The organism is Caldimonas brevitalea (genome assembly GCF_001017435.1).
Taxonomy (GTDB): domain Bacteria; phylum Pseudomonadota; class Gammaproteobacteria; order Burkholderiales; family Burkholderiaceae_C; genus Caldimonas; species Caldimonas brevitalea.
The window spans coordinates 4743692-4760126 of sequence record NZ_CP011371.1 but is presented as its reverse complement, the minus strand read 5'-3'; the positions used below and the strand labels follow the sequence as shown (position 1 = coordinate 4760126).

Here is a 16435-nt window from a genome sequence, read left to right as displayed (position 1 = left end):
GGGCACCGGCCTCATTCACCGGTTCTGTCGCCGGCCTTGTCACGGGCGTTCCCATGGGCGTGGTGCGCGTCGTGGTGTCCGTTCTGCCCATGCCGGTGCCCGAAAGCATGCATCAACGGGCAGGCCAACAGCAGCAGGTAAGGCACCGCCTGCAGCGCGTGATCGAAGTGGCGCGTCAGCAGAAAGTACGCGCCGACGGCACCGAGTAGCCAAGCGGCAATGGCGAGCAGGCGCCGGGCGCGGCTCGAAGAGGCAGTCGAGGAGGTCTTCATGACGCCATGCTCCTGGAAGACGCTGCCGAGCCCCTTGACCTCAATCAATCCATCGCGCTCAGTGGCAGCTGCCACAGCAGCTCCCGCCGGACTGGCCCGATGCCTCGGCGGCAGCCGCCGCCTTGACCGGCGTGTAACCGGCCTCTTCGATGGCTGCCTTCAACTCGGCCTCGTCGGCGACCTTCGAATCGATCTGCACGCGCTTGCTGCCGAGGTCGACGGCGACGACCGCACCGCGGTCGGTCTGCTTGACCGCCTTGGTGATCGCGCTCACGCAGTGGCCACAGGTCATGTCGTTCACTTCAAATGAAATCATCTCAAGCTCCTTCACTAGGGGTCTGGGGTATCCGGTGAGGGAACTTTGAAGCTTCCCACCATGGCAAAGTCCAGCGAGCCTCCGACAAAACCCCACCGCGGGCGGGGACTGAGGCGGTGCTTGACCTTCCCATAGGGGCAAGGCGCAGACTCAACGGTCCATCCGCGGGCAGCCGATCCCCGAGCTCGGCTGACACAGGGAATCGACAAGGAAGAACCACCATGATTGCGCAGCCGATCGACTACTTCCTCATCGCCTGGTTTGCACTGGCCGTCATGTCGACGGCCTATGTCGCCTGGGACCAGTTCCGTCACAACCCCGAGCCGGTGGTCATGAAATGGGGCTTCGTGCTCATCACCCTGTACATGGGACCGATCGGGTTGCTGCTGTACGTGATGGCCGACAAGGAACCCGCACCAGGCACCCACGAAGAGTTCATCAAGCCGCTGTGGAAGCAAGGCGCCGGCTCCTCGATCCACTGCGTGGCCGGCGACGCGACCGGCATCATCCTGGCGGCCGCGGTCACCGCCGCGCTGGGGCTGCCGATGTGGATCGACCTGATCGTCGAATACGTGGCGGGCTTTTGCTTTGGCCTGTTCATCTTCCAGGCGTTGTTCATGAAGAACATGATGGGCGGCGGCTACTGGGAGAACGTTCGCCGGTCGTTCAGGCCTGAGTTCATCAGCATGAACGCGATGATGGCCGGCATGGCGCCGACCATGTCGCTGCTGATGATGGGCCGCGACATGCGCGCGATGGAGCCGACCGAGTTGCTGTTTTGGGGGGTGATGTCGCTGGGCGTCATCGTCGGCTTCGCCACCTGCTACCCCGTCAACGTGTGGATGGTGGCACGCAAGCTCAAGCACGGGTTGATGACCGAGCGCGGCACGGGCAACACGGCGACCGGGCAGCGCCACACCGACGCGTCGGCGGAGCCGCACCGTGCGGCGCATACCGCAGGTCACGGCCATGCGGGCGACCAGGCCGGCCCGGGGCATGGGCAAGCGCCGCACAGCGGAACGACGCACGAGCACCACGGGATGACGCCCAACGTGACGCGCGCGCAGCTCGCGGCCGTCACTTTGAGCACGACACTCCTGCTGCTCGGCGGCATGACCGTGCCGGCGCTTTTCGTGAACCTGCAACTGTCCGCCCGCGACGTCGACGGCGCCATCATGCCGCCGGGCATGATCATGGGCTGGGATACACCAGCGGAATCGATGCGCGAGATGGGCGCCGTGCACCCGCGCCTGGTGCAGCGCACCGCGCAGAGCACCGCCCGTGGCGACCAGCCCCTGCATCCCAGGCTGGAGAACGGCGTCAAGGTCTTCGAGTTGGAGGCCGGCGTGGTGCGCTGGAATGTGCTGCCCGATGTGCGGGTCGAAGGCTATGCCTTCAACGGCCAGATCCCTGGTCCGCGCATCCGCGTGACCGAGGGCGACCGTGTGCGCATCAAGGTAACCAATCGGCTGCCCGAGTCCACCACCGTGCACTGGCACGGGCTCATCCTGCCGAATCGCATGGATGGGCCGGCCGAGATCACGCAGGACCCTATTCCGCCTGGGGGAAGCTACACCTACGAGTTCACGACAGAGCAGGCGGGCACCTTCTTCTATCACACGCACGACCACGCCGACCGGCAGCAGGCGCTCGGCCTGTACGGCGCGCTGATCATCGACCCAAGGGACACCACCCGCGAGCCGAGAGCCGACAAGGAGTACGTGATCCAGCTGCAGGAGTGGCTCCAACGCCAGGGCCTGACCTACCCGGCCATGCTCATGGAAGGCGCCCTGCCGAATTACTTCACCATCAACGGCAAGGCCTACCCGCAGACGGACACGATCTCGATGAAGGTGGGCGAGACCATCAAGCTGCGTTTCATTGGCACCCACAACAACTTCGTGCACCCGATGCATGTCCACGGGGGGCCCTTCACCGTGGTGGCGCGTGACGGCTACACACTGGCCGAGGGCGCGCGCTTCGAAGCTGACACGGTCAACGTCGGGCCCGGGCAGCGCTACGACGTGGTCTGGAGGGCTCGCCGCCCCGGCAAGTGGCTGATCCACTGCCACATCCCCCACCACACCACCAACAACAACGTCGAGCACAAGGGCGGCGGCGGCCTGACCATGGTGCTCGACGTGCAAGGCTGATGGATGGGCTTTCACCGAAAATGCGTCCCGGTCGGTCCGCCCGTACGGGACCTCTAAAGTCCTCACAGAGTTACTCCTGCCTGTGGATCGCGACCACCTTCCGCTCCAGCGGCCGCATCGCTGGGCCTTCTAGCACGCGCCCGTCCGGGGCAAAGCGGCTCCCGTGGCACGGGCAGTCCCAGCTGGTTTCCAGGGCGTTCCAGCGAACGATGCACTTCATGTGGGTGCACACCGGCGACACCAGGTGCACGTCACCTTGCGGATCGCGATACGCGGCGCAGCGCTCGCCGTCGACCTCCACGATCGCGCCTTGGTGCGGCTGCACGTGTTGCAGTGGGGGGCCGTGGCGATGTGTCAGGTAGTCGTAAAGCCATGCTTTGGCCGTGTTGCGGACTCCCTCGAACATGCCGCGCAGAGACTGGCGAAGAGCGAGCCGATCCGGGCGGTACAGCTCGCTCCAGGCCGAGCGCCTGCCTTCCACCAGTTGCTCGGCGATCAGTTGGGCGGCCAGGGTGCCGTACGTCAGTCCGTCAGTCCCGAAGCCGGTCGCGATGTAGGTACCCGCCGCGTCCCGTCCGATGTAGGGCAGGCCGTCGGGCGAGTGGAAATGCTGCCCCGACCAGCGGTACGCAGGATCGCGCAGGCCCAGCTGCCGCTCGGCCCGATCCTCAAGTTCTTGCATCGCCCGCACGGCATCGCGCTGGCCGGTGCCGTGGTTCACACCCACCGCCAGCCAGTACCGTCCCGGCTCGTCCTCAAGGCCCCGCAGCGACAGGCGTTCAGCCCCTTGTGCCCAAAAGATGCCGGGCGGGCATGGGCTGTCCGTGGCCAGTCGGTACGCCACGCCGTACTCGCGGCCGGGGAGCAGCCCCGCCTGGACTGGATGCCGTCCGCACGGTGAGTGTGTGGCGAGCACGATCTCGCGAGCTTGCACGTGCGCCACCGGCGTGCGCAGCGAGCGCTCGGACGCATCGCATACGACGACGGGCGAGCGTTCGTAGATCAGCGCGCCGGCACCGTGCGCACGCCGTGCGAGCGCTTGAACGTACGCCAGCGGATGGAACTGGGCCTGGCCCTCCATCACCAGCACCGGCCCATGAGCCGCTGGGGTGAGGCCTTCCGGGAGTGTTCCGACCAGACGGGCCGCCATGCCGGCTTGTTGCGCAGCCTGGTACTCGTCGTACACCGTGCCCTCCGCCTCGGCGCCGGCAGCATAGAAGTAGAGGGGACAACGCCGGAAGCCGCAAAGGTTGCCCTGTTCGTTCTGCTCCAACGCCGCTTGCCGTTCGACAAAGGCGATCGCATCACGTCGCGACTGCGCGACCTGCGAGGCGACCTCACCGTCCCATCTGCTGCGGGTTGCGTGCAAGCCATGACTGACCGTCTGATACAGGTTGCCCGTCGAGTACCCGGTAGCGCCCGCGCCGACGCGGTGTGCTTCTAGCAACACCACGCGCAGGCCGCCCTGCGCCAAGAGCAGCGCAGCGGTCACGCCCGTGATGCCGCCACCGACGACGGCGACATCGGTCGACACGTCCTCCGTCAGGGTGGGCCATCCTGCAGAGGTGCGTTTGTCAGTCCAGACGGAAGTCGTGCTCATCCTGTCCTTTCCGTCGCGAAGACCTTCGCTCGGCCCTTTGCCCGCCATCGGTCAGCCGCAGCACGCCGCATCAGTCGTGACGGCTGTGCTGCCCGCGCGGTCCCCAAAAGCGATCACGCAGCGGCTCGCGTCCCTTGAACGGCTGGTAGTCGTCGATGCCGAAGTGCTTGCGCAACTCCTTGCGCATCATGTGGATGTCGGCCGTCTGGCTGTGCCACATGTTGCTGCACTCATGCCGCAGGTCCTCGTGCGTCAAGTCGACACCGGCGACGCAGCCGTTGACCGGCTCCATCAAGGTGTAGTGATGGCGGCTGAACACTTCATAAAAGAGGTGGTTGAAGTCCGCGCCCGGGCGCGCCTGCTCCAGCAGCTCGATCATCTCGCGGCCGTCGCGGCGGAGTTTGGGTTCGTAGTCGATGCCGTACCAGTCGTGCAGGAAGCGCTGCAGCGTCATGATCTCTTCCCGCTGCATGCGGTTGTTGCGGCGTGCCAGCGACTTCAGATCGTCCAAAGTTGCCTTGGCCGGCGTGGCGCCAAAACCCGGCGTCGGGGACACGCCTTCGTTGGGGGCGATGTCCCCGTTGCGTTGCAGGTCGGTGCCGGCAGCGAGCTCGGTGATGCGCAGCGCAGAAAAGTGATGGTCGATGGTCATCTGCATGAACTCGACCTCAAACCCGGCCGTGTGGCCGGCGCCCGGGGCATCGGCATGAGAGGCGGGGGACAGCGACAGCGTCACACAAGCGAAAACGGCGGCTAACGGGCGCCTCATAGCAGGGATGGTGAACATGGCGAGCTCCCAAGGGGTACAAGGCAATGGCGTTGACAAACGCCATCGAGAAATCTACGACGGGCAGCGGCGCCGCGCCACTGACGCCTCACCGGCACAGCAGCCAGAGCACAAGCCCGAGGGCCACATCAGCGCTTCAGACGCTGACGCGACAGTTCCTCTCGATCAATGTGCGTGACCGGTCACGGATTGGCCTGCTTGCGTGCGCGGCATCTGCGACATCCGACGGCACTCGTCGGCACAACGGCGACAGGCGGCCGCGCAGGACTGGCAATGGTCCATTGGGTGCTTGGCACACTCCTCGCCACAGGCTTCGCAGATGTCCGCGCACAGCGCGCAGATCGCCTGGGCCTGCTCGCTGCCCCGCGCCATTGCGGCCGCGGCGAGCTGGCAGATAGCGGCACAATCCATGTCCAACGCGATGCAGCGCGCCATCATCTTCACGTCCTGCTCCTGCAGGCAGGCGGTCGCGCAGTGGTTGCACTCCACCGCACACGCGCTGCAAGCTTCGATGCACGATGTGTACTGTTCATGAGCCATCTTGTCTCTCCAAGTCAGAGCGCCGGGGATTCGGCACTGGCTGAAAAGCAAGCGACAGTCCTAGCTGGACAGACCGTTTGAGCGCAAAGCAACATCGCACCAATCCCTGCCGTGCACGTTCTGCGCGACATCGGTCGGTGCGTTGAAATTTCTTCTAGTCGCTCAGGTGATGTCTACATGTGCTTGTCCTTCTTGCAACGCGGATCGGCGTTCACCAGGGCGATACCCTGAAGCGCTGGCTTCACTGAGCCGGTTGCAGCTCTGTGATCACGATGGCGCCGTTGGACTTTTCAGCCGCGAATCGCACCTTGTCACCGACCTTGACCTTGTCCAACAGCGACGCGTCCTTCACCTGGAAGACCATCGTCATGCCGGGCATGCCGAGGTTCTTGATCTCGCCGTGCTTCAAGGTGATCTTCTTGTTCGCCGTGTCGATCTTGCGGACCTCGCCCTCGACCAGCTCGCCTGCCGCCGTCGAAGCCGCGGCGGCATTGGCGTCTGAGCCACTGGCGGCCTGCTGCGCGGCGAACGCCGCGGTGCTGGTCACCAGCGAGACGGCCGCCAGCAGGGCAAGCAGAGATTTGTTGTTCATGAAGATGCTCCTTTGAGAGTTCAGCGGAAGTACGACTGGTACACGCGGGTGCTGCCGTCTTGGAGGACGAGCAGCACGTCGTAGGGTTGGGTCTGGTGGTCAAAGTCGGGGCCGTCCATGCCCGGGCTGCCCAAGGGCATGGCCGGCACGGCCAGCCCGACCGCCTTGGGCCGCTCTTGCAGCAGCCGCCGGATCTCGCGCGCCGGCACATGGCCCTCGATCGCGTAGCCGCCGACCTTGGCCGTGTGGCACGAGCCGAACTGCAGAGGGAGGCCCAGTGCCTTGCGCGCGTCGGTGTTGCCTTCGTTGTGGACGATGGCGACAAAGCCGTTTTTCTCCAGGTGCGCGATCCACCCTTTGCAGCAACCGCACTCGGGCGACTTCCACACCTCGATGGCGGTCGGCGTGGGCTTGGCGTAGACACTGGCGGTCAGCCCGAGCGCCGCACCGGCCATGACGAAATCGCGGCGCTTCATTTGGCAGCCACCTTGATCTTGCCGACCATGCCCGCCTGGTAGTGGCCGGCGATCAGGCAGGCGAAGTCAAACTCACCCGGACGGTTGAAGGTCCAGATCAACTCCCCCGTCTTGCCCGGTTTGACATGCGCCATGTAGGGCTCGTCGTGCTCCATCTCCGGGAACTTGGCCATCAAGGCCGCGTGCTCGTCGAGTTCCTGCTTGGTGCCGATGACCAGCTCGTGCATCACCTGGCCGGCGTTGCGGATCACGAACTTGACCGTCTCGCCTTGCTGCACGCTCAGTCGGTCGGGCGTGAAGCGCATGTCATCGGTCATCTTGATTTCAATGGTGCGCTTGACCGCCTTGGCATCGCCGGCGATGCCCCAGGCCTTCTGCTCCTTCTTGACCGGCTGGCTGGCGTCTTTTTTGGCGTGGTCGTCGTCGCCGTGGGCGTGGACCGCAGCCGTGACGCCTAGCAGCGTCACGAGTACGAGGGTATGGATGGTGCTCATGCCGCCTCGCTCAGTGATGGTGGTGCGCCGCAGCGCGCTGCGCCTGGCCCTTGGCCACGGTCACCGCGCCCTTCATGCCCGCGTCCCAGTGGCCGGGCTGCAGGCAGCCGAAGTGGACGGTGCCGGATTGGGTGAAGTGCCAGATCAACTCGCCGGTCTTGCCGCCGGCCAGCGTCACCATGTTGGGCTCCTCGTGCTCCATCTCCGGGTTCTTGATCATCAGCTGGTAGTGCTCCTGCAGGTCCTGCTCGGTGCCGAGCACGAATTCGTGCTTCAGCTGTCCGGAGTTCTTCACCTTGAAGCGGATGGTTTCGCCTTGCTTGACGCTGATGCTGGACGGACTGAAACGCATGCCGTCGGTCATGTCGACCGTGACGGTGCGCGTCACCTTGGCGGCCACGCCGGGTGCGCCGATCGGGCTGGTCTCGCTGCCGTGGCCGTGGCCGCCGGCGTGGCTGTCGCCGGCCCAGCTGGCCGACGCCGCCAGCGCCAGCGCCAGGGTGACGGCGATCGAATGGAAGGTCATGTGAGCTCCTTGGAAGTGAATCGGTGATGGGCAAATCGGACGCGGGGCTGTGTCAGTGCCCGTTGTGGCCGCCCCCGCCGGTGGGCTTGCGCACGCGCATCTCGACGTTTTTGGTCGGCTTGCGCGCCAACGGCATCGACTGGCCGCCGGCCGCGAAGGAGCGGGCTGGCTCGGGCAGCGTGCCGGTGAACTCGTAGGCCACCTCGCCCTTGGGGTGCTGGTACCAGCCCGGGTCTTTGAAGTCGCCGCGCTTCTGGTCCGCGCGCACCTTCATCACCGTGAACATGCCGCCCATCTCCACCGGGCCGAACGGGCCCTGGCCGGTCATCATCGGCAGCGTGTTGTCGGGGATCGGCATCTCCATCTCGGCCATGTCGGCCATGCCGCGCTCGCCCATCACCATGTAGTCGGGGATCAGCTTGTGGACCTGTTGGGCGATGCCGCGGTGGTCCACGCCGATCATCGTAGGTAGGTCATGGCCCATCGCATTCATGGTGTGGTGGCTCTTGTGGCAGTGGAACGCCCAGTCGCCCGGCTCATCGGCCAAGAACTCCACCACGCGCATCTGGCCGACGGCCACATCGGTCGTCACCTCGTTCCAGCGGGCACTCTCGCGGGTCCAGCCGCCATCGGTGCCCGTGACCATGAACTCGTGGCCGTGCAGGTGGATGGGGTGATTTGTCATCGTCAGGTTGCCCATGCGGATGCGCACCCGCTCGCCGAGCCGCGCCACCATCGAATCGATCCCCGGGAACACGCGCGAGTTGAAGGTCCACAGGTTGAAGTCCGTCATCTCGCTCACCCGAGGGGTGAAACTGCCCGGCTCGATGTCGAAGGCGGTGAGGATGAAGCCGTAGTCACGGTCCACGGCCATGAACTTCGGGTCCTTCGGGTGGGCGATGAACATGCCGTACATACCCATCGCCATCTGCACCATCTCGTCGGCGTGGGGGTGGTACTTGAAGGTGCCGCTGCGCCGCACGACGAACTCGTAGACGAAGGTTTTGCCGGGCTGGATGTGCGGCTGGGTCAAGCCGCCGACGCCGTCCATGCCGTTAGGCAGCCGCAGGCCGTGCCAGTGAATGGTCGTGTGCTCGGGCAGCTTGTTGGTCACGAAGATGCGCACCCGATCGCCTTCGACCGCTTCGATCGTGGGACCCGGCGAGCTGCCGTTGTAGCCCCACAGGTGGGCCTTCATGCCGGGCGCGAACTCGCGCACCACCGGCTCGGCCACCAGGTGGAACTCTTTGATGCCGTTGTTCATGCGCCAGGGCAGGCTCCAGCCGTTGAGCGTGACCATGGGGTTGTAGGGCCGGCCGGTGTTGGGCACCAGCGGCGGTGCCGTCAGTGGACTGGTCTGGATGACCGGCTCGGGCAAGGCCGCCATCGCGACCTTGCTCACCGTGGAGGCCGCCACGGCGGCGCCCGCTGCGGCGGTGCCGGTCAGGAAGCGGCGTCGACTCGTTGTCATGGGAGGTACTCCGTCTAGAGGTTCAATGGCCGCCATCGCCGCCGCCTGAGGCCGCCGGGGCCGCCTGCATCGACACGCCGCCGGTGGGTTTGCCGATCAGGGCCGCCTGCAAGGCGGCGTCGGCCAGCCAGAAATCACGTTGGGCTTCGATCGCCTGCACCACGCTGCCGACTTGCTCGCGCGCGTCGGCGAGCAGTTCGAACACGCCGATCAGCATGCCGTTGTAGCGAAGCAGGTTTTCGTCGGCGATCGTCTTGCGCAGCGGCACCACTTCTTCTAGGTAGTGCTTGGCCACGTCGTAAGTGGTGCGGTAGGCGCCGTAGCTTTCGCGCACCTGCGAACTGGCGTCCACGCCAATCTGCGCCGTGCGGTTCAGTGCGGCCATGTAGGTCGCTTGCGAGCGCGCGCGGCTGGCGTCGCCGAAGTCGAAGATCGGCAGGGGCAGCTCCAGCTCGTAGCCCTTTTGGGGCGGCTCGCCGGTCTCGCTGTTGCGCACGGCGGCGACGTGCAACCCGTTGACGAAGCTCGTCACTCGCGTCAGTCCCTGGTCGCGAGCCGTGAACTCCAGGTCGGCACGCGCCAGCCGCACATCGAGCCGCTGGTCGAGCGCCTGCTGCGCGATGTCGGCTTCCTGCTTCGGCGCCTTGGGCAGGTCAGGCAGTCGCTCGGGCAGCGTCAAACGCCGCGCCTGTGCCTCGTTCAGCCCCAGCGAGCGCACCAGCGCTTCGCGGGTGCTCTGCGCCACCTGGCGGGCGCGGGTGAGCTGCGCGACGGCGTCGGCCGCGAACGCTTGTTCACGTGCCCGTTGCAGCCGGTTGAAGTTGCCCACCGATTGCATCCTGCGGGCCAGTTCGGCACTGGCATCGGCCGCCTGCTTGACCTGCTCGAAGTACTGCAGCGACTGCTGCGCGGCCACCGCGCGCACCCAGTTCTGGCGTGCGTCACTGGCCGCCTGCACCACGTCGCTGGCCAGCCGCAGCTGGAGCTGCTGCTGCTGGAAATCCGCCATGCGCAGCCGTGAGGGCAGCAGCAGGAAGTCGAACACCGAGATGCCGAGCATGCGGCCGATGTCGAGCTCGGTTTCCCCGCCTTCTCGGCGCACCAGGCGCTCGAAGGTGAAGATCGGGTTGGGCAGTCGGGCGGACTGGGTCGCGCCGGCCGAGGCAGCGGCGCTCTCAAAGAGCGCCGCCTGCAGCGCCGGGCTGTGCGCGAGCGCCAGCCGCACCGCATCATCGGCCGTGAGCGGCTTGGCGAGCGTCGCGTCCACGTCGGCCTGTGCCTGGCGGCGAGCCTCGTCGCTGGTGAGCCACTTCACCTCGGCCCCGAGGTGGCTCTGGGTCAGGCGCTGGGCGCCTTGGAAATTTTGGTCGATCGCCGTGCTGGCGCAGCCGCCCAGCAGCAGCGCCGCGGTCACCGCCACCACGGCGGTGAGCCGAGGGCGTGGTACAGCCCTGAAGGTCATGCGGGACTCCTCAATGATGTTGCGAGTGGCCGGCGGGCGCCGCGGGCTGCGATGCCGCCGGAGCCGGTGACGGCTTCGGTGCCGTCTTCGGCGGGGTGGTCATTTCCGTCTGACCAAAGGGCTTCTCGGTGTTCGCCGTGCCGGCGCGCGGCGGGGTTTGGCCGGACGAGGCCGGGGCAGCGCCGTGGCCTGCATGGCCGCCGCCCTGCTCGCCCGCCGCCTCTGCCGCGTAGGTCCGCCACCCGCCGATGCGGCCGACATGGTCGTTGGCCTCTTTCCAGGACACCACCGGCTCGTCGGCGTAACGGGGGTAGCCCTCGAAGGCGGAACGGTAGGTGCCGTCAGGACGCGGCGCGGCGGCCCGCGCGCTGGGCTGGGTCGATGGCGCCGAAGCGCCCGGGGCGGGAGTGGCAGCGGGTGGTTGGGCGTGCGCGATCGGCAGCACAACGCCGAGCGCAGCCGCCAGGCAGGCGGTGTTCCAGTGGGACATGAATTCCTCGCAAAGCACTCCGCGTCACGGCGGGCACCAAGGGCGCCCCACGCCAGCGGCGGTGGAAGACGGCGGCCTCAGGACGCACCTGGGCGTCCACCGAGGCGCACCACGGCGGTGTCAGGCGAGGAAGGTTCGGGGCGGCCGCTCGGGGCCGTCGGTCATGAAGACCGCGGGGTGCGACTCGACGCTCGGGCGCACACTGTGGGCGACCGGGGACGGGTCGATCACGATCGCCGAGGCCGGCAACGCGGCTGCCGAGCAGCAGGACGCGCAGACGCTGCACTTCGACGCCACGGGTTTGTGCGCTTCGGCGTCGGGCTGGGCGTCGGCTGCGGTTGTACCCTGGGCGTCGGGGGTGTCCTCTGCCGACGTCGAAGGCCCGTGCGCATGCGGCCCATGGCCGTGCTCGGCGTGCCCGCCGGCCTCGTCATGTGTCCCGTGCGACGCGGGTTGGGAGGCGACGACGCCGGTCATGTGGTGATGCGGGCCGCAGGCGATCATCGTCGCTGCCACCGCTCCTTGGAACGGCAGCGCGACGGCAAGCACCCATAACAGAGCGGACCGAATGACACGCCACATGAAACGACAGTCTATTGGATGTTGTTCAAACGTGAGATATCCGACGCGGAATCAGGGCGCAACCGGATGTCACCGACACCCGACTGCGCCACAGATCTCATTGCGGGGCGAGTTCGGTCACCTTGATCGCGCCATCGACCTTGTCGGCCTTGAACTTCACCTGGTCGCCCACTTTCACGCCGGCGAGCGTCGCCGCGTCGGCGCGGAACACCATCGTCATGCCCGGCATCCCGAGGTTCTCGATCGGGCCGTGCTTGAGGGTGATCTTGCCTTGCTCGACATCGATCTTCTTCACCTCCGCCTGGGCATAGCCGGCCGCCGGTGTTGCCGTGGCGACCGGCGCCTCACTCGCCGCCAGGGCGATCCACGGTGCCAGGGAGGCCAGGCCCGCGGCCAGGATCACGGCTCTGAAATTCATCGTCTGCTCCGATTCCCAGTTTCGTTGAGGACGGCGCCACAGGGCGAGCGAACTACCGCTGCCACCGATCGCCACACCGTGACCGCGACTGTAGACAGCCGCCCCCCACGGCACCCGTACAAGTTCATTACGGTTTCGTAATGTGACGCCGTGGCGCTCCTGGGCGACACTGCAGACATGCGCATCTTGGTGGTGGAAGATGAAGTCCGGCTGGCGGACTACCTCAAAAAGGGCCTGAGCGAGAACGGCTATGTGGTCGATCTCGCGCACGACGGCATCGACGGCAAACACCTCGCGGTCGAGGGCGAATACGACCTGGTGGTGCTGGACGTGATGCTGCCCGGCATCGACGGTTTCGGGGTGCTGCGCGAGCTGCGCGCGCGCAAGGACACGCCGGTGCTGATGCTGACCGCGCGGGACAAGGTCGAAGACCGGGTGCAGGGTCTCAAGGGGGGCGCCGACGACTACCTGGTCAAGCCGTTTGCATTCACCGAGCTGCTGGCCCGCGTGGAGGCGCTGTTGCGCCGCGGCGCTGGCAAAGGCGGTCAGCCTGTGACGACCCTGCGCCTGGCCGACCTCGAAGTGGACCTGGCCCGCCGCAAGGCAACGCGGGCGGGCAAGCGCTTGGATCTGACGCCCAAAGAGTTCACGCTGCTGACCTTGTTGTTGCGCCACCAGGGTGAAGTGCTGTCGCGCACCGTGCTGGCCGAGCAGGTCTGGGACATGCATTTCGACAGCGAGACCAACGTGATCGACGTGGCGGTGCGGCGGCTGCGCGCCAAGCTGGACGACGCATTCGATCGCCCCCTGCTGCACACGGTGCGGGGCATGGGCTACGTGCTGGAGGCGCGCGGTTGAGGGCAACGCGCTCCATGGCCGCGCACCTGACCTTGGCGCTGTCGTTGGTGGCGGTCGTGGTGTTCGTCACCGTGGCGGTGCTGCTGCAGCGCGCCCTGCAAGAGGAGCTGCACCGCACCCTGGACCAGGACCTGGCCGGCAAGGTCGACGTGGTGCGGCATTTTGTCGACGAGATCCAGTCCGCCCAGGACCTGGGGGAGCTGCGCCACCACCTGGACGACGTGCTGATCGGCGACGGCGAGATGCGGATTTGGCTGATGCGCGACGACGGGGGCGTGCTGTACGGCGGCCAGCGTCCACCCGAGCTCACACCGCGGGCCGGCGACCGCGTGCAGGTCCGGCGCGAGGACGGGTTGCCGATGGAGGGGCGCCGCGTTCGCCTGCCGTCAACCCAGGTACTGCCCGCGTCCGAGCTGGTCGTCGCGGTGGACACCCGGCCTCAGGCCGCCCTGCTGCGGCGCTACCGCGCCACCATCGCCATGGTGTGCGGCCTGGGCGTGGCGCTGACCGTGCTGTTGACGGCCTGGATCGCGCGGCGATCGCTGCGGCCGGTCCACCGGCTGTCGCAGGAGGCTGCCTCGCTCAGCCCGACCGCGCTGGCGGCACGGTTGTCCCCCGTGCAAACGCACGAGCTGCAGCTGCTGGTCGACGCCTTCAACCGGGCGCTGGACCGGGTCGAGGCGGCCTATGGCCAGCTGGAAGGCTTCAACGCCGATGTCGCCCACGAGCTGCGCACACCCCTGGCGACGATGATCAACGCCACCGAGGTGGCCTTGCGCCGGGAGCGCTCGGCCGACGAGTTGCGCGAGACGCTGCAACTGAACCTGGAGGTGCTGCGCGAGCAGTCGGCCCTGGTCAACGACATGCTGTTCTTGGCGCAGGCCGACCGCGGTCGGCTGGCCGACAGCCTCACGCCGACCGACCTGCACAGCGAAGCGCAGCGCGTGGCGGAATACTTCGAACCGCTGCTGGAGGAGCTGCAGCAACGGGTGCAGGTCGAGGGCGGCGCGACGGCGCTGTGCAACCCTGCGCTGGTGCGCCGGGCACTCGTCAACCTGGTGGGCAATGCGACCCGCTACACCGCGGCGGGAGGCTGTATCCATGTGGACGTGAGCGAGCACGAAGGCCGGGTGCGGCTGGCGGTGCGCAATCCGGGGCCGCCGATCCCCGCCGAATCGATGCCGCGCCTGTTCGAGCGATTTTTCCGCGCCAACAGTGCCCGCGAGCGCTCGGGCAGTCACCACGGGCTGGGCTTGGCGATTGTGCGGGCGATCGCGGTGATGCACGGAGGGCGCACGTTGGCGCAGTGCGCCGAGGGCTGGACGGAGATCGGCTTGGAGTTTCCCGCGCAACCGCGCAGCGACACTCTGCACCGCCCGTCCCTGCCAGCCGTGGCCGCACCCAACCATAGCGCGTGACACAACGGCGTGTCACATGGAAAGGGCCAGGCCAGCCTCAGGACCGTGAGCGACACGAGGCCCCTGGCGTGGGTGGGCCGCATCTAAGCCGGGACCTGGGTGAGGCCCTGCCCAGCTGATGCAAACGCGCCTGGGTGTTCGTGCGACCTCGGCCGTCGCCTGTTCTTTGCAGGGCGCACCGCGGCACTATTCCGAATACGTCACGCCGTTCGGCCCCGCGCCCACTCGATGGGTCGACACCACCTGGTTGACGGCGGTGTCGATGACGCTCAGCGTGCCGGCCTCGATATTGGTGACAAAGACATAACGGCCGTCCTTGCTCATCGCGACACCGTGCGCGCCCTTGTCGGTTGTCACGGTCGCCACCACCTTGCCAGCCACCGGGTCGACCACCGACACCGTGTCGGCGGGCTTGCTGGACGTCCCTTGGTTGGCCACGTAGACGCGTCGTCCGTCCGGGGTGGCATCCATCTGAATCGGCATGCTGCCCACCGCGACCTTCTTCACCAGCCGGCCCTTGGAGGTGTCAATGATGCCCAAACGGTTCTCCGCGCTGAGGGAGACGAAGGCCCGAGCGCCGTCCGGTGAGAAGCCGACCTGCACCGGCCCTTTGCCAACCGCAATCCTCTGGGTCTCCTTCAGGGAGTCCACGTCGATGACGGACACGGTCCCACCCCGCATGTTGGCCACATACAAGGTCTTGCCATCCGGGCTGAGCCTCAGTCCGTGCGGGTACCTGTCCGTCGCCACCTGGCCGATGCTGCGCTGGCTCGCCAAGTCGATGACGTGGACCACGTTCGCACCGGAGTCCGAAACGAAGGCCCGGGCACCTGCAGCATCGGTCACCACATGGGCCGGGTGGTCGCCAGCGTCCAAGAGGACGGGCTCAGGGCTCCCGCTCGACGCCTCCATCACCACGAGCTTTCCCTTGGCGCCACCGCCGCCGCCGTGCCCTGCATGGCTGGACACCCCCACGGCCAACACGCGCTTGCCATCGGGGCTGATCTGCACGTTGTGGGGAGAAACCGCCAAGCGGGTGGTCTGCTGCGCGCCGCTTTGCAGCTCGATGCGGGTGATCGAACCGTCGCGCTCGTTGGCGGTGTAGACGGTCCCGGCGGGAGCTCCTGCAGCGGAAGCGGCCGCGACGGCGAGCGCAATGCCCAACAGGCGGCTGCAAACGCGAACATTGAGATGGGTGCGAGACAACATATGGGCTCCTTGAGGTAGATCCCAGCGGCGTCCTCCGAGAGGAAGGCTACTGCGCGGGACTTGACCTCATTACAAATGCCATCCCCGGGCTTGCGCTTGATTCACGTCAAGGCAAACCCTCCATATCGCAGACGCAGCATCAAATCGACCATCCTCAGGCGCACCCGGCGATCGTGTAGGCCGATCATCGATCGCAGATTGCCCATTTGTAATGCGCCTGCAAGGCCGCTGTTGGGACCTGGCTTTCATAGTGGAGCCCTGACACAACGAGAGTGTCTCTGGTGTTGCCAAGCGGCAGCCCAGTCATTCACCTTGAACAGGAGTTCACCATGTCGATTCGCATCTCTACCGTTCTCGCCGTCACCATCACCGCTCTGGCCGCACCGCTGGCGCTTGCAAGCAACGGCTACACGCGGGTCGAGGCGAAGGCGCCGGGCGCCTCGGTCGGCAAGACGCGCGAGCAGGTCCGCCAGGAGCTGGAAGCCTCGCGGCGCGATGGCTCTTATGAGCGCATCAACGCCAACTCCCCGTACCGTTGGTTGGAAGACGACACTGGCGAAACCAGCAAGACGCGCGAACAGGTGCGCCAGGAACTGGAGGCCTCCAAGGAGGACGGCTCCTATGGGCGCATCAACTCCAACTCGGGACACCGTTCGCTGGAGCAGGCCGATCGCTGAGCCACCACCGGCCTTCCAGCCGGGAGGTGGCGAAACTCGACAGAGCCGCAGCAGCGCATTCCGCTGCTTGTGGCGCACTGACTGCCAAACGATC

Annotated in this window: 19 protein-coding genes; 4 read left to right on the top strand and 15 right to left on the bottom strand. The window is 66.7% G+C overall.

Features of this window, described 5'->3' with window-relative positions:
- Positions 1–11: 11 nt before the first annotated feature.
- Both AAW51_RS20080 and AAW51_RS20075 read right to left on the bottom strand, forming a co-directional pair.
- Positions 12–347 (bottom strand): DUF2933 domain-containing protein, encoded by a 336-nt coding sequence (locus tag AAW51_RS20080; RefSeq protein WP_335337635.1) that lies wholly within the window; start codon positions 345–347, stop codon positions 12–14.
- On the bottom strand, positions 331–588 hold the full coding sequence (locus AAW51_RS20075; RefSeq protein WP_047196028.1) for a heavy-metal-associated domain-containing protein: 258 nt from the start codon (positions 586–588) through the stop codon (positions 331–333). Before AAW51_RS20075 ends, AAW51_RS20080 begins: the two co-directional genes overlap by 17 nt.
- A gap of 221 nt (positions 589–809) precedes the next feature.
- Between AAW51_RS20075 and AAW51_RS20070 the strand changes: the two genes are divergently transcribed.
- Entirely contained in the window at positions 810–2741 is a 1932-nt protein-coding gene (locus AAW51_RS20070; RefSeq protein WP_047196027.1) for a multicopper oxidase domain-containing protein, read from the top strand.
- 70 nt (positions 2742–2811) lie between these two features.
- Here the strand turns inward: AAW51_RS20070 and AAW51_RS20065 are convergent, their stop codons facing one another.
- The 12 genes from AAW51_RS20065 to AAW51_RS20010 form a co-directional block, all read right to left on the bottom strand.
- Complete coding sequence (locus AAW51_RS20065) at positions 2812–4341, bottom strand: FAD-dependent oxidoreductase (RefSeq protein ID WP_047196026.1); 1530 nt, start codon at positions 4339–4341, stop codon at positions 2812–2814.
- 70 nt (positions 4342–4411) lie between these two features.
- Positions 4412–4999, bottom strand: coding sequence for a DUF305 domain-containing protein (locus AAW51_RS20060; RefSeq protein WP_238947648.1), 588 nt, complete (start codon positions 4997–4999; stop codon positions 4412–4414).
- A gap of 294 nt (positions 5000–5293) precedes the next feature.
- Entirely contained in the window at positions 5294–5668 is a 375-nt protein-coding gene (locus tag AAW51_RS20055) for a four-helix bundle copper-binding protein (protein ID WP_047196024.1), read from the bottom strand.
- A gap of 241 nt (positions 5669–5909) precedes the next feature.
- Entirely contained in the window at positions 5910–6260 is a 351-nt protein-coding gene (locus AAW51_RS20050) for a copper-binding protein (protein WP_047196023.1), read from the bottom strand.
- Positions 6261–6280: 20 nt separating this feature from the next.
- Positions 6281–6736 (bottom strand): DUF411 domain-containing protein, encoded by a 456-nt coding sequence (locus AAW51_RS20045; RefSeq protein ID WP_047196022.1) that lies wholly within the window; start codon positions 6734–6736, stop codon positions 6281–6283.
- Entirely contained in the window at positions 6733–7230 is a 498-nt protein-coding gene (locus tag AAW51_RS20040) for a cupredoxin domain-containing protein (protein WP_047196021.1), read from the bottom strand. The genes AAW51_RS20045 and AAW51_RS20040 overlap by 4 nt, the downstream gene beginning before the upstream one ends.
- Positions 7231–7240: 10 nt before the next feature.
- The gene (locus tag AAW51_RS20035) at positions 7241–7756 is read right to left on the bottom strand and encodes a cupredoxin domain-containing protein (RefSeq protein ID WP_047196020.1); all 516 of its coding nucleotides are present in this window, start codon (positions 7754–7756) and stop codon (positions 7241–7243) included.
- A 52-nt stretch (positions 7757–7808) separates the two neighbouring features.
- Complete coding sequence (locus AAW51_RS20030) at positions 7809–9227, bottom strand: multicopper oxidase family protein (protein ID WP_047196019.1); 1419 nt, start codon at positions 9225–9227, stop codon at positions 7809–7811.
- Between the two features lie 22 nt (positions 9228–9249).
- Complete coding sequence (locus AAW51_RS20025) at positions 9250–10689, bottom strand: TolC family protein (protein WP_047196018.1); 1440 nt, start codon at positions 10687–10689, stop codon at positions 9250–9252.
- A gap of 10 nt (positions 10690–10699) precedes the next feature.
- A complete protein-coding gene (locus tag AAW51_RS28410) occupies positions 10700–11179 on the bottom strand; it encodes a hypothetical protein (RefSeq protein ID WP_053013786.1) in 480 nt (159 codons plus the stop codon).
- Between the two features lie 120 nt (positions 11180–11299).
- Positions 11300–11695 (bottom strand): hypothetical protein, encoded by a 396-nt coding sequence (locus tag AAW51_RS20015; RefSeq protein WP_157359969.1) that lies wholly within the window; start codon positions 11693–11695, stop codon positions 11300–11302.
- A gap of 163 nt (positions 11696–11858) precedes the next feature.
- The gene (locus AAW51_RS20010; RefSeq protein WP_047196016.1) at positions 11859–12179 is read right to left on the bottom strand and encodes a copper-binding protein; all 321 of its coding nucleotides are present in this window, start codon (positions 12177–12179) and stop codon (positions 11859–11861) included.
- Positions 12180–12356: 177 nt separating this feature from the next.
- Here AAW51_RS20010 and AAW51_RS20005 point away from each other — a divergent pair, with 177 nt between their 5' ends.
- Entirely contained in the window at positions 12357–13037 is a 681-nt protein-coding gene (locus tag AAW51_RS20005; RefSeq protein ID WP_047196015.1) for a heavy metal response regulator transcription factor, read from the top strand.
- A 14-nt stretch (positions 13038–13051) separates the two neighbouring features.
- Entirely contained in the window at positions 13052–14455 is a 1404-nt protein-coding gene (locus AAW51_RS20000) for a heavy metal sensor histidine kinase (protein ID WP_053013785.1), read from the top strand.
- Between the two features lie 186 nt (positions 14456–14641).
- Here the strand turns inward: AAW51_RS20000 and AAW51_RS19995 are convergent, their stop codons facing one another.
- Entirely contained in the window at positions 14642–15619 is a 978-nt protein-coding gene (locus AAW51_RS19995) for a YncE family protein (protein WP_238947647.1), read from the bottom strand.
- Between the two features lie 374 nt (positions 15620–15993).
- On the opposite strand from AAW51_RS19995, the gene AAW51_RS19990 reads away from it, so the two are divergent.
- Positions 15994–16341, top strand: coding sequence for a DUF4148 domain-containing protein (locus tag AAW51_RS19990; RefSeq protein WP_047196013.1), 348 nt, complete (start codon positions 15994–15996; stop codon positions 16339–16341).
- Positions 16342–16435: the final 94 nt, after the last annotated feature.

Coding starts and splice junctions, on each gene's coding strand:
- AAW51_RS20000 (WP_053013785.1), top strand. CDS start 13,052: ATGGCCGCGCACCTGACCTTGGCGCTGTCGTTGGTGGCGGTCGTGGTG.
- AAW51_RS20030 (WP_047196019.1), bottom strand. CDS start 9,227: ATGACAACGAGTCGACGCCGCTTCCTGACCGGCACCGCCGCAGCGGGC.
- AAW51_RS20010 (WP_047196016.1), bottom strand. CDS start 12,179: ATGAATTTCAGAGCCGTGATCCTGGCCGCGGGCCTGGCCTCCCTGGCA.
- AAW51_RS20055 (WP_047196024.1), bottom strand. CDS start 5,668: ATGGCTCATGAACAGTACACATCGTGCATCGAAGCTTGCAGCGCGTGT.
- AAW51_RS28410 (WP_053013786.1), bottom strand. CDS start 11,179: ATGTCCCACTGGAACACCGCCTGCCTGGCGGCTGCGCTCGGCGTTGTG.
- AAW51_RS19990 (WP_047196013.1), top strand. CDS start 15,994: ATGTCGATTCGCATCTCTACCGTTCTCGCCGTCACCATCACCGCTCTG.
- AAW51_RS20070 (WP_047196027.1), top strand. CDS start 810: ATGATTGCGCAGCCGATCGACTACTTCCTCATCGCCTGGTTTGCACTG.
- AAW51_RS20005 (WP_047196015.1), top strand. CDS start 12,357: ATGCGCATCTTGGTGGTGGAAGATGAAGTCCGGCTGGCGGACTACCTC.
- AAW51_RS20045 (WP_047196022.1), bottom strand. CDS start 6,736: ATGAAGCGCCGCGATTTCGTCATGGCCGGTGCGGCGCTCGGGCTGACC.
- AAW51_RS20075 (WP_047196028.1), bottom strand. CDS start 588: ATGATTTCATTTGAAGTGAACGACATGACCTGTGGCCACTGCGTGAGC.
- AAW51_RS20040 (WP_047196021.1), bottom strand. CDS start 7,230: ATGAGCACCATCCATACCCTCGTACTCGTGACGCTGCTAGGCGTCACG.
- AAW51_RS20025 (WP_047196018.1), bottom strand. CDS start 10,689: ATGACCTTCAGGGCTGTACCACGCCCTCGGCTCACCGCCGTGGTGGCG.
- AAW51_RS20035 (WP_047196020.1), bottom strand. CDS start 7,756: ATGACCTTCCATTCGATCGCCGTCACCCTGGCGCTGGCGCTGGCGGCG.
- AAW51_RS20065 (WP_047196026.1), bottom strand. CDS start 4,341: ATGAGCACGACTTCCGTCTGGACTGACAAACGCACCTCTGCAGGATGG.
- AAW51_RS20060 (WP_238947648.1), bottom strand. CDS start 4,999: ATGCAGATGACCATCGACCATCACTTTTCTGCGCTGCGCATCACCGAG.
- AAW51_RS20050 (WP_047196023.1), bottom strand. CDS start 6,260: ATGAACAACAAATCTCTGCTTGCCCTGCTGGCGGCCGTCTCGCTGGTG.